This is a genomic window from Streptomyces sp. 1114.5 (assembly GCF_003635085.1).
Taxonomy (GTDB): domain Bacteria; phylum Actinomycetota; class Actinomycetes; order Streptomycetales; family Streptomycetaceae; genus Kitasatospora.
The window spans coordinates 2450428-2465159 of the sequence record NZ_RBXE01000001.1 but is presented as its reverse complement, the minus strand read 5'-3'; the positions used below and the strand labels follow the sequence as shown (position 1 = coordinate 2465159).

At 73.3% G+C, this 14732-nt stretch carries 11 protein-coding genes and 2 tRNA genes; 10 read left to right on the top strand and 3 right to left on the bottom strand.

Annotated features, from left to right (window positions below):
- Positions 1-94: 94 nt before the first annotated feature.
- The 5 genes from BX285_RS10905 (at position 95) to BX285_RS10885 (ending at position 5034) form a co-directional block, all read left to right on the top strand.
- A complete protein-coding gene (locus BX285_RS10905; RefSeq protein ID WP_030060231.1) occupies positions 95-1075 on the top strand; it encodes an ABC transporter permease in 981 nt (326 codons plus the stop codon).
- A 16-nt stretch (positions 1076-1091) separates the two neighbouring features.
- Positions 1092-2018 (top strand): ABC transporter permease, encoded by a 927-nt coding sequence (locus tag BX285_RS10900; protein WP_121175013.1) that lies wholly within the window; start codon positions 1092-1094, stop codon positions 2016-2018.
- Positions 2019-2088: 70 nt separating this feature from the next.
- On the top strand, positions 2089-4167 hold the full coding sequence (locus BX285_RS10895) for an ABC transporter ATP-binding protein (protein WP_121175012.1): 2079 nt from the start codon (positions 2089-2091) through the stop codon (positions 4165-4167).
- 60 nt (positions 4168-4227) lie between these two features.
- Positions 4228-4301, top strand: a tRNA-Lys gene (locus BX285_RS10890).
- A 73-nt stretch (positions 4302-4374) separates the two neighbouring features.
- Positions 4375-5034, top strand: a complete 660-nt coding sequence (locus BX285_RS10885) for a GPP34 family phosphoprotein (RefSeq protein WP_183107046.1) — start codon at positions 4375-4377, stop codon at positions 5032-5034.
- A gap of 28 nt (positions 5035-5062) precedes the next feature.
- Here the strand turns inward: BX285_RS10885 and BX285_RS10880 are convergent, their stop codons facing one another.
- Positions 5063-5950 carry an alpha/beta fold hydrolase gene (locus tag BX285_RS10880; RefSeq protein WP_259470493.1) on the bottom strand — a complete coding sequence of 296 codons (888 nt, stop codon included), beginning with the start codon at positions 5948-5950 and terminating at the stop codon, positions 5063-5065.
- 123 nt (positions 5951-6073) lie between these two features.
- Here BX285_RS10880 and BX285_RS10875 point away from each other — a divergent pair.
- The 3 genes from BX285_RS10875 to BX285_RS10865 all read left to right on the top strand — a co-directional run bounded on the left by BX285_RS10875 (position 6074) and on the right by BX285_RS10865 (position 10083).
- Positions 6074-6147: transfer RNA gene (locus BX285_RS10875), tRNA-Lys, on the top strand.
- 240 nt (positions 6148-6387) lie between these two features.
- Positions 6388-8826: a transglycosylase domain-containing protein gene (locus tag BX285_RS10870; RefSeq protein WP_259470492.1), complete on the top strand. Its 2439-nt coding sequence runs from the start codon at positions 6388-6390 to the stop codon at positions 8824-8826.
- Between the two features lie 159 nt (positions 8827-8985).
- Positions 8986-10083 (top strand): DMT family transporter, encoded by a 1098-nt coding sequence (locus BX285_RS10865; protein WP_097237794.1) that lies wholly within the window; start codon positions 8986-8988, stop codon positions 10081-10083.
- Here the strand turns inward: BX285_RS10865 and lepB are convergent.
- Both lepB and BX285_RS10855 read right to left on the bottom strand, forming a co-directional pair.
- Entirely contained in the window at positions 10046-10654 is a 609-nt protein-coding gene (gene lepB / locus BX285_RS10860; protein ID WP_101948221.1) for a signal peptidase I, read from the bottom strand. The genes BX285_RS10865 and lepB overlap by 38 nt on opposite strands.
- Before the next feature lie 392 nt (positions 10655-11046).
- Positions 11047-11382, bottom strand: coding sequence for a chorismate mutase (locus BX285_RS10855; RefSeq protein ID WP_097237792.1), 336 nt, complete (start codon positions 11380-11382; stop codon positions 11047-11049).
- Positions 11383-11655: 273 nt separating this feature from the next.
- On the opposite strand from BX285_RS10855, the gene BX285_RS10850 reads away from it, so the two are divergent.
- The gene (locus tag BX285_RS10850; protein WP_097240236.1) at positions 11656-12081 is read left to right on the top strand and encodes an OsmC family protein; all 426 of its coding nucleotides are present in this window, start codon (positions 11656-11658) and stop codon (positions 12079-12081) included.
- Between the two features lie 401 nt (positions 12082-12482).
- Entirely contained in the window at positions 12483-14606 is a 2124-nt protein-coding gene (locus BX285_RS10845) for a bifunctional diguanylate cyclase/phosphodiesterase (RefSeq protein WP_259470490.1), read from the top strand.
- Positions 14607-14732 lie beyond the last annotated feature (126 nt).

Genomic DNA, 14732 nt, shown 5'->3' with positions numbered 1-14732 from the left:
GTGCCATCTGATGCCCTGACCGGGCCCCGACCGAAAGCCACCACCCGATGCCCACCAGACGCTTCGGCCGAGCCCCCACCCCGGGCGGCCGTTGATGCTCCGCTACCTGGCGAAGCGGCTGAGCTACTACGCGGTGCTGCTGATCGCCGCCGTCTTCCTGGCGTACGCGATATCCGCGACCGCCCTGCAGCCGCGCACCTACTTCGACGCCAAGGTCCCCCGCCCGTCCGCCGAATCGGTCGAGCGCCAGCTCACCGCGCTCAACCTGAACGACCGCACCCCGGTCGCCGAGCGTTTCGGCCACTGGGCCGGCGGACTGCTGCACGGCGACCTCGGCCGGACCATCCACGACACCCCGGTCACCGACGACTTCGGCCGCCGGGTCTGGGTCTCCCTGCGGCTGCTGCTGCTCGGCAGCGTGCTCGGCATGCTCCTCGGCGTCGCCGTCGGCGCGTGGAGTGCCGTCCGCCAGTACCGGATCTCCGACCGGCTGCTCACCGTGCTGTCCTTCGTGCTGCTCTCCACCCCGGTCTTCCTGGTCGCGCTGTTCCTCAAGAACGGCGCCATCGCCGCCAAGGACGCGGCCGGCCACGACGTGATCCCGTTCACCGGCTACGAGACCCCCGGGCTCACCGGCGGCCTCGGCACCCACCTGGCCGACTGGGCGCTGCACCTGCTGCTGCCCACCATTTCGCTGGCCCTGGGCGGCCTCGCCACCTACAGCCGCTACCAGCGCGGCACCATGCTCGACGTGCTCGGCTCCGACTACCTGCGCACCGCCGAGGCCAAGGGCCTCACCCGCGGACGGGCGCTGCTCAAGCACGGCCTGCGCACCGCCGTGATCCCGATGTCGACCATGTTCGCCTACAGCTTCCTGGGCATCTTCACCGGCGCGATCTTCACCGAGACGATCTTCGGCTGGCACGGCATGGGCGAGTGGCTGATCCAGTCGATCAACGAACAGGACGTCAACTCGGTGGTGGCGATCAACCTGTTCACCGCCGCCGTCGTCCTCGCCTCCGGCTTCCTCGCCGACACCCTGCACGCCGCCCTCGACCCGCGCGTGCGGTCCTGACCGGGAGACCTTCGAGATGACCACCACCGTCGCCGAGGCCTCCCCCTCGACCACCGCACCCCGGGCCGACGGCCGCGGACGACTCGTCCTCGCCCGGCTGCTCGCCGCCCGCGGAGCCGTCGCCGGGGCCGTCGCCGTCCTGCTGCTGTTCGCGCTCGCCTTCGGCGGGCCGTACCTCACGCCCTGGGACTACGCCACGCCCGACTTCTCCGCGCTGCACCAACCCCCCTCCGCCGCACACTGGTTCGGCACCAACGGGGTCGGCCAGGACGTGTTCGCGCAGACCGTCCGCGGCCTGCAGAAGTCGCTGATCATCGGCTTGCTGGTGGCGCTGTTCTCCACCGCGCTGGCCTCCGTGGTCGGCGCCTGCGCAGGCTACTTCGGCGGCTGGACCGACCGCGTGCTGATGTTCCTGGTCGACCTGCTGCTGGTCTTCCCCTCGTTCCTGATCATCACCATCGTCTCGGCCCGGCTGAAGAGCGCCGGCTGGATCGCCTTCGTGCTGCTGCTCGCGCTGTTCAACTGGATGATCACCGCCCGGGTGGTCCGCTCGATGACCATCTCCCTGCGCGAACGCGAATTCGTGCGCGCCGCACGGTTCATGGGCGTACGACCGCTGCGGATCATCAGCCGGCACATCCTGCCGAACGTCGCCTCCTTCCTCATCATCGACGCCACCATCGCGGTCGGCGGCGCCGTGATGAGCGAGACCGCGCTCTCCTACTTCGGCTTCGGGGTCAAGCCGCCGGACGTCTCGCTCGGCACCCTGCTCGCCGCCGGGACCAGCGAAGCCCCGGTGTTCCCCTGGCTGTTCTACTTCGCCGCCGGCCTGCTGGTGCTGTTCGTCCTCGCCGTCAACCTGATCGGGGACGGGCTGCGCGACGCCCTCGACCCCACCTCCGGGGCCCGGCCCCGCCGTTCCCGCCGCGAGCGCCGCCCGTGACCACCACCCTCTCCCACAGGAAGCGCCGCCCCGTGACCGCCACCGCCCGTTCCCCCAGGAAGCCCCGCCCGTGACCACCACCGTCGAAACGCCGCTGCTCGCCGTCCGGGACCTGCGGGTGGACTTCGCCGGGCCCGACGGTCCGGTCCCCGCCGTCCGCGGGGTGGACCTCACCCTGCACCGCGGCGAGACCCTCGGCATCGTCGGCGAGTCCGGCTCCGGCAAGTCCGTCACCGCGCTGTCCGTGCTCGGGCTGCTGCCCGGCACGGCCCGGGTCGGCGGATCGGTGCAGCTGGACGGGCAGGAGCTGATCGGGCTGCCGGGCAAGGAGCTCGCGGCGATCCGCGGCCGCCGGATCGCCATGGTCTTCCAGGACCCGCTCTCGGCCTTCACCCCGGTCTACCGGATCGGCGACCAGATCGCCGAGGCGGTCCGCATCCACCAGCGGGTGGACAAGGCCGCCGCGCGCCGCCGCGCCGCCGAACTCCTCGACCTGGTCGGCATCCCGGCGCCCGACCGGGCCCTGGACAGCTTCCCGCACGAGTTCTCCGGCGGCATGCGCCAGCGCGCGATGATCGCCATGGCCGTCGCCAACGAGCCCGACATCCTGCTCGCCGACGAGCCCACCACCGCGCTCGACGTCACCATCCAGGCCCAGGTGCTGGACGTGCTGCGGACCGCCCGGCAGGAGACCGGTGCGGCCCTCGTCCTGGTCAGCCACGACCTCGGGGTGATCGCCGGGACGGCCGACCGGGTCGCGGTGATGTACGCGGGGCGGGTGGTCGAGACCGCCGAGGTGGACGAGTTGTTCGCGGCGCCGCGCCACCCGTACTCGCTCGGCCTGATCGGCGCGCTGCCCCGGCTGGACGGGCACGGCGGCCCGCTGGTGCCGATCCCCGGCGCCCCGGCCCCGATGGCCGAGCTGCCGCCGGGCTGCCCGTTCGCGGCGCGCTGCCCGCTGGCCGAGGAGCGCTGCTCGGTGGCGGAGCCCGCCCTGGAGGGCGCGGACGGCCACCTGGCGGCGTGCGTACGGTCGGCGGAGCTCGCCGAGCGGCGGCCCGCGCCGTCCGAGGTCTACCCCGTCCCGCAGCTGCCCGCCCGCACCGACTCCGGCGACCGCTCCGCCCTGGCACCGGTGCTGACGGTCAACGGCCTCGGCAAAACGTTTCCGCTCCTCAAGGGCACGGTCTTCAAGCGCAAGGTCGGCGAGGTGTACGCGGTCGACGGCGTCGACCTGGACCTGCGCGAGGGCGAGACCCTCGGCCTGGTCGGCGAGTCCGGCTCCGGCAAGTCCACCACGCTGTTCGAACTGCTGAAGCTCGGCGCCCCCGAGACCGGCCGGATCGAACTCCTCGGCCGGGACACCGCGAAGCTCACCCGCGCCGAGGCCCACCGGCTCCGCGCCGAACTGCAGATCGTCTTCCAGGACCCGATGGCCAGCCTCGACCCGCGGATGCCGATCGGCGACATCGTCGCCGAACCCCTGCTCGCCCAGCACACCCCGCGCGAGGAGATCGCCCGCCGGGTGCCCGAACTGCTGCGCCAAGTCGGTCTCGACCCCGAGCACGCCGTCCGCTACCCGCACCAGTTCTCCGGCGGCCAGCGCCAGCGCGTCTCGATCGCCCGGGCCCTCGCCGTCCGGCCGAAGCTGCTGGTGCTGGACGAACCGGTCTCCGCCCTGGACGTCTCCATCCAGGCCGGCGTGCTCAACCTGCTGCAGTCCCTCAAGACGGAACTCGGACTCTCCTACCTGTTCGTCTCGCACGACCTCTCGGTCATCCGGCACCTCGCCGACCGGGTCAGCGTGATGTACCTCGGCCGGACCGTCGAACAGGGCGAGGTCTCCGCCGTCTTCGACCGCCCCCGGCACCCGTACACCCGCGCCCTGCTCTCCGCCGTCCCGCTCCCCGACCCCGCCGCGGAACGCGCCCGCGACCGCATCCTGCTCGCCGGCGACCCGCCCTCCCCCACCGAACGCCGCACCGGCTGCCCCTTCCGTGCCCGCTGCCCGCGCTACGCCGGGCTCACCGCCCCGGCGGACCGGGCGCGCTGCGAACAGGAGCGGCCCGCTCTCGACGGCCCGCCCGGGACGGACCACCAGGCGGCCTGCCACCACCCGGAGCCGCCTGCGCACGGTCACAGCAGGTAATTGGCCGAATACGATTCGGTGGATCGGGTCGGCGCCGTGTAATGTCTTCGACGTCAGCAGGCGCCGCTAGCTCAGTTGGTTAGAGCAGCTGACTCTTAATCAGCGGGTCCGGGGTTCGAGTCCCTGGCGGCGCACATGGCAAGATCTCAGGCCGTCCACTCCGGTGGGCGGCCTGAGGCGTTTCCGGAGCGGGTAGACCTTCTCGCCATGACCTCCTCCGACCCCCGCCCGCTGGCCGAGGAACTGCTGCTGCTCTGCGCCGATCCGGCCACCGGGCGCCTGCGATCCCCGACCACCTTCCCGACGGCGGTCGCGGGCGCCGTCCTCGCCGAGCTGCAGCTGACGGGCACGATCACCGTCGAGGACCGCCGGATCACCGCGTTCCGGCCACTGGACGACCACGACGAGCTCGCCGCCAGGGTGCTGACCGAACTGGACCGGGCGGGCGGGAGCCGTCACCGGACCACCCTCGACCACGCACTGGGCGAGCTCCGGTACCGCAACGCCCCCCGGCGCCACCTGGACCGACTGACCGACCAGGGCGTGCTCACCGTCCGCACCCCCGGTTTCCTCGGGCTGCCCCGCCGCCGGTGGACCGCCGTCCGGCCGAACACCGGGGCACTGATCGCCGAGCGGGTGGCGGCGACGCTGGCCCGGACCGCCGACTCCGGCCCGACCACCCCGGCGGAGCAGCGGGACCACCAGCTGGCCGGGCTGATCGGGGCGGCCGGGCTGGAGCGCCGGCTGTACCGGGGCGCGGAGGGCGAGCCGGCCCGCCGCGCCGTGCGCCGGCTCGCCCGCAGCCTGCCCGTCCCGGCGGCCGTGAGCCGGGCCGTGGCCCGGCGGAGACGGGCGATGAGCAGTTGACGACTGAGCCCCCGGACCGGCCCGGGGCTCAGCGGGTGTCGAGCACGGCCGAGGCCACCGCGTCCGGACGGTCGAACATCACCAGGTGCCCGGCCGGGGCGGTGGTGCGGAAGTCGGCGCCGAGCAGCGCCGCGAGTTCCCGCTGCTCGGCCAGCCGGGTCTCGGTGCGCCGGGTGCGGCAGCCGTCGTCGGCGGCCAGCACGGTGACCGGCAGGTCCTCGGGCAGCGGCCGGGTGCGCCGCAGGTCGTCCAGCTCGGCCGCCAGGTCGAGGTAGCGCGTGTTCTCCCGCAGCAGCGCCCGCAGCGCCCGGCCGGTGCGGTAGCAGTGCCGGACCAGCGGCTTCGGGGCGAGGTCCTCGTGGCGGACGGTGGCCAGCCGGGCCGCCACCCGGCGGGCCGTCGGGCCGAGCAGGTAGGGCACGGCGAGGGCGGTCGCGGCGCCGGCCACCGCCCTGGCCGCCAGGTCGCGCGCCCCGGGCGCGGGGTACGGCCGGGCCGCCGGCTCGACGCTGCCGTCGACCAGGACCAGCCCGGCGGTCCGCTCGGGGTGCAGCCGGGCGAAGGCCTCGACGTGGAAGCCGGCCAGCGAGTGCCCGACGACCGTGCAGGGCTCGCGCAGCCCGAGGCCGTCCAGCACCGCCCGGATCCGGTCGGCCTCGCCGGCCGCCGTCGGGGCGGGCCGGTCGCCGGCGGGCTCGGCGGCGCTCAGGCCGTAGCCGGGCCGGTCGAAGCGGACCACGCTGCGGAAGGGCGTGAGGAAGGGGACGACCAGGTCCCAGTCGAACCAGCTGCAGCCGAGGCCGCCGGAGAGCAGGCAGAGCGGGCCGCTGCCCTCGGTGCGGACGTGCAGCGGGACGCCGTCGATGCGCAGGAAGCGCGCCCTGGCGGCGGGGTGTCCTGGCTGGGGGCTGGGCACGGTTCCACCCTAACCAGCGGCGACCTCCACCCCAACCGGGAGGAAAGGGGTAGATCAGGCAGCGACAGCCGGAGGCGGTTCGAGGCACCCCTCGGGACCGTGTATTGTTTTTCAGGTCAGCAGGCGCCGCTAGCTCAGTTGGTTAGAGCAGCTGACTCTTAATCAGCGGGTCCGGGGTTCGAGTCCCTGGCGGCGCACAGACACCGGGGAGCCTCTCGCAGCAGCGAGGGGCTCCCCGATTTTTTGGCCCTCGAAGTCCGATTTGTGTGTGATGTCGGTCTCGATTGGCGCTCCGCCGGAGCCATCCGGCCCGCCCTGGTCGTCCAGGGCAGTAGAACCGGAATCGGGACAAAGGTCCCCAACCGCCGTTCTCCCCCCACGCCGATGTCTCCCGCCCATGCAGGCTGCTTCGGTCCGCCCGCAGGAAAGGCCGCGCTTTGTCCCGAAACGCCCAGAGCGGCCGTCGCACGCCGTCGATCAGTCTCCGGCCGGTCAAGCGGCTCAAGCGCCCCGCCGGCACGGTGGGAACGTCCGGCGGCTCCGGCGGCTCCGGCTTCTCCAGCTTCTCCGGCGGATCCGGCGGCTCCGGCGGCGGGAAGGCGCGCCGTCCGAAGCGCACCGGCTGGCGCCGGCTGATACCCACCTGGCGGATGACCCTGCTCGGCTTCGCCTCGGCGCTGCTGCTCGGCGTCGGCCTGTTCGCGCTGGGGATCGCGCTGGTGAAGGTCCCGGACGCGCACGCCGCCGCGACCGCGCAGAGCAACACCTGGCTCTACGCGGACGGCTCGGTGATCACCCGCACCGGCCAGACCAACCGGCAGAACGTCACCCTGGACAAGGTCTCCCCCGCCGCCCAGCACGCCGCGCTGGCCGCCGAGGACCGGAACTTCTACAACGAGGGCGCGGTCAACATCCAGGGCCTGGCCCGGGCGGCCGTCAACACCGCCAAGGGCGAGGGAACCCAGGGCGGCTCCACGATCACGCAGCAGTACGTGAAGAACACGTACCTGAACCAGAAGCAGTCGATCACCCGCAAGGTGAAGGAACTCTTCATCGCGATCAAGGTGGACGCCACCGAGAGCAAGGACGACATCCTCTCCGGCTACCTGAACACCTCCTACTACGGCCGCGGCGCCTACGGCATCCAGGCCGCCGCCCAGGCTTACTTCGGCATCGACGCCTCGGCGCTCAACCCCGCACAGGGCGCCTACCTGGCCACCCTGCTGAACGCGCCGAGCGCCTACGACGTGGCCACCGCGACCGCAGCGGGCAAGCAGAACGCCGTCAACCGCTGGAACTACGTGCTGGACGGCATGGTCAAGGAGGGCTGGCTCTCCGCCGAGGAGCGGGCCGCGACCACCTTCCCGGACGTCCGGGACCCGCAGCCCAACCCGGGCCTGTCCGGCCAGGCCGGCTACCTGGTCGACGCGGCCACCCAGTACCTCACCGGGAACGGCGTCATCAACGAGACCGAGCTGGCCAAGGGCGGCTACACGATCAAGCTGAGCATCGACCCGGGCCGCCAGCAGGCCCTGCAGGACTCGGTCCAGGCGCAGCTGCACGACACCCTGAACCCGGACAAGCGGAAGAAGGACGCGGCCGCCCAGGCCGGCGCCGTCTCCGTGGACCCGAAGACCGGCGCGATCGTCGCCCTGTACGGCGGCGTCGACTACGTGAAGCACTTCGTGGACAACGCGACCCGGCGCGACTACCAGGCCGGTTCGACCTTCAAGGCGATCGCCCTGGCCGCCGCGTTCGAGAACGGCGCCAAGACCCAGGACGGCCGCACCGTCACCCCGCGCACCGTCTACGACGGCACCAGCGGCCGGAAGGTCCGCGGCGGCAAGGGCACCCCGTACGCGCCGCCGAACGAGGGCGACAAGAGCTACGGCCAGATCACCCTGCAGCAGGCCATCGACTGGTCGGTGAACTCGGCGTTCGCGCAGCTCGCGCAGGACACCGGACTGCAGAAGGTCAAGGACACCGGCATCGCGCTGGGCCTGCCCGGCAACACCCCGGGGCTCGACCCGGTGCCGTCCATCCCACTGGGCGCGGCCACCCCGAGCGTGCTCGACATGGCGGGCGTGTACGCCACGCTGGACAACGGCGGCAAGCAGATCACCCCGTGGCTGGTGCAGTCGGTGGACCGCGAGGGCGAGGCCATGGCGCTGCCCGCGCACAAGACCACCCAGGCGATCAGCGCGGACACCGCCAACCAGGTCACCTCGATGCTCCAGGGCGTGGTGAGCGACCCGGGCGGCACCGGCTGGCGAGCGAAGGCGCTGGGCCGCCCGGTGGCGGGCAAGACCGGCACCACCGATGACCAGAAGTCGGTCTGGTTCGTCGGCTACACCCCTGAGCTGGTCACCTCGGTCGCGCTGTTCGGCCAGGACCCGGGCACCGGCGCCCAGGTCAGCCTGAGCGGCGTCGGCGGCATCGACGGCGCGGCGGGCGGGCAGTTCCCGGCGCAGATCTGGACCGCCTACATGAAGGCCGCGCTCAAGGGCCAGCCGACCAGCGACTTCCCGACCCCGGCCGACGGCGACACCTCGGACGCCACCGACCTGCCGACCGCCCCGACCACGCCCAGCGGCACCCCGTCGGCGGGCGCGGCCACCGGCGGCCCGAGCAGCGGTGCCACCACTCCGGGCGACGGTTCCGGCGCCGGCACCAACCCGCCGTACGGCGGCGGCGGGGCGACCACGGCACCGACCGCTCCCCCGACCGGCCAGCCGACCACCCAGCCCACCACCAAGCCGACCACCCGGCCCACCACCAAGCCGACGCCGACCACCCAGCCGACGACGGTCCCGACCACGCAGCCGACCACCCAGCCCACGGGCGGGACGGACTCGCTCGCGGGGGTGGGGGGCTGATCGGGGGTGGGGGCTGATCGGGGGCTGTCCGGGGCTGATCCGGGGCTGTCCGGGGTTTTCCCGGGTGGGGTGAGTGCGCCGTTGCGCACAGTTGGATGCAGGACCAAATGACGGAATGGCGCCTTACAGAAGCGCCGGTATGACTGTCACAATGCGTCGGTGCACAGATCAACGGCCTCACCCACCCTCCCCTCAGGCAGAACCCTCGGCCTCGGTCTCGCCCTGGTCTCCGCCTTCGCCTTCGGCGGCTCCGGCACCGCGGCCAAACCGCTGATCGAAGCCGGGCTCTCCCCGATGCACGTGGTGTGGCTGCGGGTCACCGGCGCGGCCGTCGCCCTCCTGCCGATCGCCTACCGGCACCGGGACGCCGTACTGCGCCGCCCCGGCCTGCTCCTCGGCTTCGGCCTGCTCGCCGTGGCCGGCGTCCAGGCCTGCTACTTCGCGGCGATCTCCCGCATACCCGTCGGCGTGGCCCTGCTCATCGAGTACCTCGGGCCGCCGCTGCTGATCGGCTACGTCAAGTTCGTCCAGCGCAAGCCGATCACCCGGGGCGCGGCCATCGGCGCCGGCGTCGCGGTGGCCGGCCTCGCCTGCGTGGTCGAGGCCTGGAACGGCCTGAGCTTCGACGCCCTCGGCGTGCTCTTCGCCCTCGGCGCGGCCTGCTGCCAGGTCGGTTACTTCGTGCTCGCCGACGCCGGCCGCCGGGGCGAGCGCCCCGTGGACCCGCTGGCCGTCAGCGCGTACGGGCTGCTCATCGGCGCCGTCCTGCTCACCGCCGTCACCCGGCCCTGGCAGGCCGACTGGAGCCTGCTCGGCGGCGACGTGGTGATGAACGGGCACAGCCTGCCCGCGTTCGTCCCGGCCGCCTGGATGGTCCTGGTCGCGACCGTGCTGGCCTACCTCACCGGAGTGGTCGCCGTCGGCCACCTCTCCCCGCCGGTCGCCGGGGTGGTGGCCAACCTGGAGGCGATCGTCGCCACCGTGCTGGCCTGGGTGCTGCTCGGCGAGCACCTGGGGCTCCCGCAGATCGCGGGCGGCCTGCTGGTGCTGGCCGGGGCCTTCGCGGCGCAGGCGAGCAAGCCGGCGGCGGAGCCGAGCAAGCCGGCGGCGGAGGTGGGCCCGGAAGGGACTGCGTGGGCCGGGGCGACCGGGGCGACCGGCCTCCCGGATCCGGAGGACGCGAACGGCACCCGCGAGCGGGTGGCCGCCGAGCGCGGGGTCAGCGGCCGGTCCAGCCGAACCAGTCGAGGTGATTGAGCGGCCACACGACGGCCGACACCGGGCCGACCACGTTGCCCACCGGCACCGCGCCACCGCCGGGGCCGCGCTGGTGGTAGCGGGAGTCCGCCGAGTCGCTGCGGTGGTCGCCCTCGACCCAGACGTAGCCCGAGGGCACCTTCACCGGCCCGAAGTCCAGGCCCGCGCAGGAGTCGTCACCGGGGTGCAGGTACGGCTCGTTCACCTTCCGCCCGTCGACGGTCAGGGTGGTGCCCTCGCACTGCACGGTCTGGCCGCCGGTCGCGATGACCCGCTTGACCAGGTAGTTGTCGTCCTTCGGCGGCACCAGCCCGACGAAGCTGAGCACCGAGCTCACCGCGTTGGTGAACGGGTTCGGGTCGGTGGGCTGCGGCGGCAGCCAGCCGCCCGGGTCCTTGAACACCACCGGCTGCCCCGGCTCCGGCTCCCAGCCGGTCAGCGGCGCCAGCTTGTTCACGCCGACCCGGTCGCCGATCCGCAGGGTGTTCTCCATCGAACCGGAGGGGATGGAGAACACCTGGAACAGACAGGTCTTGATCAGCAGCGCGACCACCAGGCCGACCGCGGCCATCACCGGCAGCTCGATCCACCACGGCCGCGGGCGGCGGCTCGTCCGGCCGGTACGGCCTGCCCTGCCCGTACGGCCCGGCCCGCCTGCGCGGCGGGCGCGCGAACCGCGGGCCCGCCGCCTGGCCTCGGCCCGGCCGCCGGGAGCTCCGCCGGACGTTTCACCGGACGTTTCACCGGGGGTTCCGCCGGACGTTTCGCTGGGCGTTTCGGGCAGGTTCACCGCCATCGTCGCTGCTCCACCTCTCCGGCTGGGGAAACCTGCACGGTACGCCAACCGTGGAGCATGACGAAATCGGGCATTTAGCCGCCACCGACATCCGGGGCTTTGCGCGGGGGCGCCCGCTCGGTTCGCCGCCGGTCCGTTCCGGTCGGCCCGTCTCTGCCGCTTGTCCGTCAGGCGCGGGCGATGGCCTCGTGGTGGCGGATGACCTCGGCGATGATGAAGTTCAGGAACTTCTCCGCGAAGACCGGATCCAGCTTCGCTCCGGCGGCCAGCTCCCGGAGCCGCTTGATCTGGTCCCGCTCGCGCGCCGGGTCGGCCGGCGGCAGCTTGTGCTCGGCCTTGAGCCGGCCGACCCGCTGGGTCGCCTTGAAACGCTCGGCCAGCATGTGGACCACCGCGGCGTCGATGTTGTCGATGCTCTCGCGCAGGCTGGTCAGCTCCGCCCGTACGGCGTCGTCGATCCCCTCGGACTGGCCGGCGTCAGGGGTCGTGGAGTGGTCCGTCATCGGGGCGGCTCCCGGTGTCTGGGTGGGCGCCCGACCATACGGCGGCCGGGCTCGGGCCCGGGCAAATCTAACAGGGCCCCTGCTCGGGACCCGCACCGTCGCACGGATCCGTCCACGATCCGGACACCCCCGAACCGCCGCCCCGGAACCCGACGCCACCACGCCGTCCGGCCCGGCGTGACACCGCGGTCGCGGACGGGGCTGCCCGTAGGCTGGTGCGTGCATGACCGGAAGTGACCGCTCAGCTGTCCCCCAGTTATGGAGGTACCGATCGTGGCAACCACCCGCACCGCCCGTACGGCCTGGAAGGGCGACCTCATCCACGGGCAGGGCGAGACGACCTTCGCCTCGTCCGGGATCGGAACGTTCCCGGTGTCCTGGCCGGCCCGCGCCGAGCAGCCCAACGGCAAGACCAGCCCGGAGGAACTGATCGCCGGCGCTCACTCGGCCTGCTTCTCGATGGCCCTGTCGAACGGACTGACCCGCGCCGGCACCCCTCCCACCGCACTGGACACCCAGGCCGACGTCACCTTCCAGCCCGGCGAGGGCATCACCGGCATCCACCTGACCGTCACCGGCAACGTGCCAGGCCTCGACCAGGAGGGCTTCGTGAAGGCCGCCGAGGACGCCAAGGCCAACTGCCCGGTCAGCCAGGCCCTGACCGGCACCACCATCACCCTCACGGCCAACCTCGCCTGACCGTCCGCATGACCGTTCTCCTGACCCTCCGGCAGCCCCTCCGGCAGCCCTGAACCCCCGGCCGCTCCCGGCGCGCAACCAGCGCCCGGGGGCGCAGCTTCGGCGCACACGCCCCTGGCGCACATCATCCGATGTGCACCGGGGGCGTCCGCCCGTACCGCCATCCATGATCACAAAGCGGGGCGAATCACCCTCGCGGCGGTCACCGCGCGTTGTCGTCGCGGCCTATGATCGGCCGCAGCGCCCTGTTCTTCACGCGGGTCCCCGCGCGACAACGCCCCACGGCGGGCGTCCCGCAGCGGACCGACTCCGAGGACCTCGACAGAGTGCGGAGCCGGTCGTCGGATCCCGACTCACCGGCCGGACCATCGTCAAGCGTCAGCAGCGGACGGGAGCATGCCGTGCCGGGCCAGAACGAGGGGGCCGACGCACACCACCCGGGCGTGCGGCACGAGGAGACACCACACCAGCGCCACCTCGGCGCGCCGTTCCCCGGCCCGGCCGCGGGATCCGTCACCGCCCTCGGCGTCTGCCGCACGCTGCAGGAGCCCGAGGTGCTGCTCTGCCCCACCTGTTCGGCCCCACTCACCGACGGCACGCACCGGGGCCGGGCCGAGGGAAGCGGTACGGAGGACGGCGGGCCCGGCTCGGAACAGGACGGCGGAGGCGGTCCGGCGGGCGGGGGCGGTTCCACGGACGGGGGCGGTTCCGCGAGCGGGGGCACCGACCGGATGCTGGCCGCCCTGCGGGCCAGCGAGTCCCGGTTCCGGGCCGCCTTCTGCGACGCGGTCATCGGGATGGCCCTGATCGACCCCGAGGACCGGATCATCGAGGTCAACCCCGCCTTCGCCGCCCTGATCGGACGGAGCGTCGGCGAACTGGTCCGCACCCGGCTGTACGAGCTCATCGACCCGGAGGGCATGCCGGACCGGCTCTTCGCCGAACTCGTCCACGGGGAGCGGGAACGGTTCCGCGTGGAGAAACGGCTCAAGCACCGCGAGGGCCACGAGGTCTGGAGCAAGGTCACCTTCTCGCTGATCCGGGACGGCGCCGGGCAACCGCTCTACACCCTCGCCCTGGTGGAGGACCTCACCGAGCAGCGCCGGCTCGGCGACCGCCTGGAGTACCAGGCCCTGCACGACCCGCTGACCCGGCTGCCCAACCGCACCTTCTTCTTCGAACGGCTCGACGCCGCCTGCCTCGCGGTGACCGAGGAACCCGGGTCGGGCCCGGCCACCGGCGACGGACGCCGGGTCGGCGTCTGCTACCTGGACCTCGACGGCTTCGCCGCGATCAACGAAGCTCTCGGCCACCACATCGGCGACCAGCTGCTGATCGCCGTCGCCACCCGGCTGCGGCGCGCGTTCTCCGGGCACGACGCCCACCTGGTCGCCCGGATGGGCGGCGACGAGTTCGCCGTCCTGGTCACCGACAGCCTGGGCAGCGAACAGCTGACCGGGTTGGCCGGCCGGATCCTGGAAGCGCTGGAACGTCCCTTCGACGTCGCCGGGCACCGGCTGGTGATCACCGCCAGCGTGGGCGTGGTCGAGCGCTCCGTGCACGAGACCACCCCGACCGACCTGGTCAAGGACGCCGACGCCACGCTCTACTGGTCCAAGGCCGACGGCCGCGCCCGCTGGACCCTCTACGACCCGGACCGCGGTGCCCACCAGCTCACCCGGCAACTGCTCACCACCGCGCTGCGGCCGGCCCTGGAACGCGGCGAGTTCACCATCGAGTACCAGCCGCTGGTCGGCCTGGCCGACGGCGCGGTGCACGGCGCCGAGGCACTGGTCCGCTGGCGCCACCCCCGCTACGGGACGCTCTCCCCCGACCGCTTCATCCCGCTCGCCGAGGAGTCGGGCGCGATCGTGCCGCTCGGGCGGTGGGTGCTGGAGGAGTCCTGCCGCCAGGCGCAGCAGTGGCTCACCGAGTTCCCCGACACCGAGACCTTCGTGAGCGTCAACCTGGCTGCCCGCCAGATCTGGGACTCCGACGTCGTCGCCGACGTCGGCCGGGCCCTCGAACGCACCGGACTGCCGGCCCGGCTGCTCCAGTTGGAGATCACCGAGAGTGCCCTGCTCGGCCCCGGCGGGCGCCCCCTGCAGGCCCTGCAGGCGCTCGCCGACATGGGCGTGCGGATCGCCATCGACGACTTCGGCACGGGCTACTCCAACCTGGCCTACCTCTCCCGGCTGCCGGTGCACGTCCTCAAGCTCGACGGCACCTTCATCGAGGGCTTCCGCGACCCGGCCCCCGCGGACCCGGCGGACCGCCGCGGCCGCCCCGAGCTCGGTACCCGGCGCAGCGACGCCGACGAGCAGATCGTCGGCGCGATGGTGCAGCTCGCCCACACCCTCGGTCTGACCGTCACGGCCGAGGGCATCGAGAGCGCCGCCCAGGCCGAACGCCTGCGGCTCACCGGCTGCGACACCGCCCAGGGCTGGTACTTCGCCCGGCCGGGCGAGGCGGCGCTCGTCGCGGCCATACTCCGCGAGGGCCGCCCCGCCCTCGACGGGCGGTAGGCGCGTCGCTCGGGCGCCCCCGGCGGCGCCGACGGGGAGTCGGCGGGGGCAGGTAGCGGCGCGCCGGAGGGTGGTCAGGCGGCGGCGGTCGGGCGGTGACCGTCAGGCGGTGGCGTCAGGCGGTGG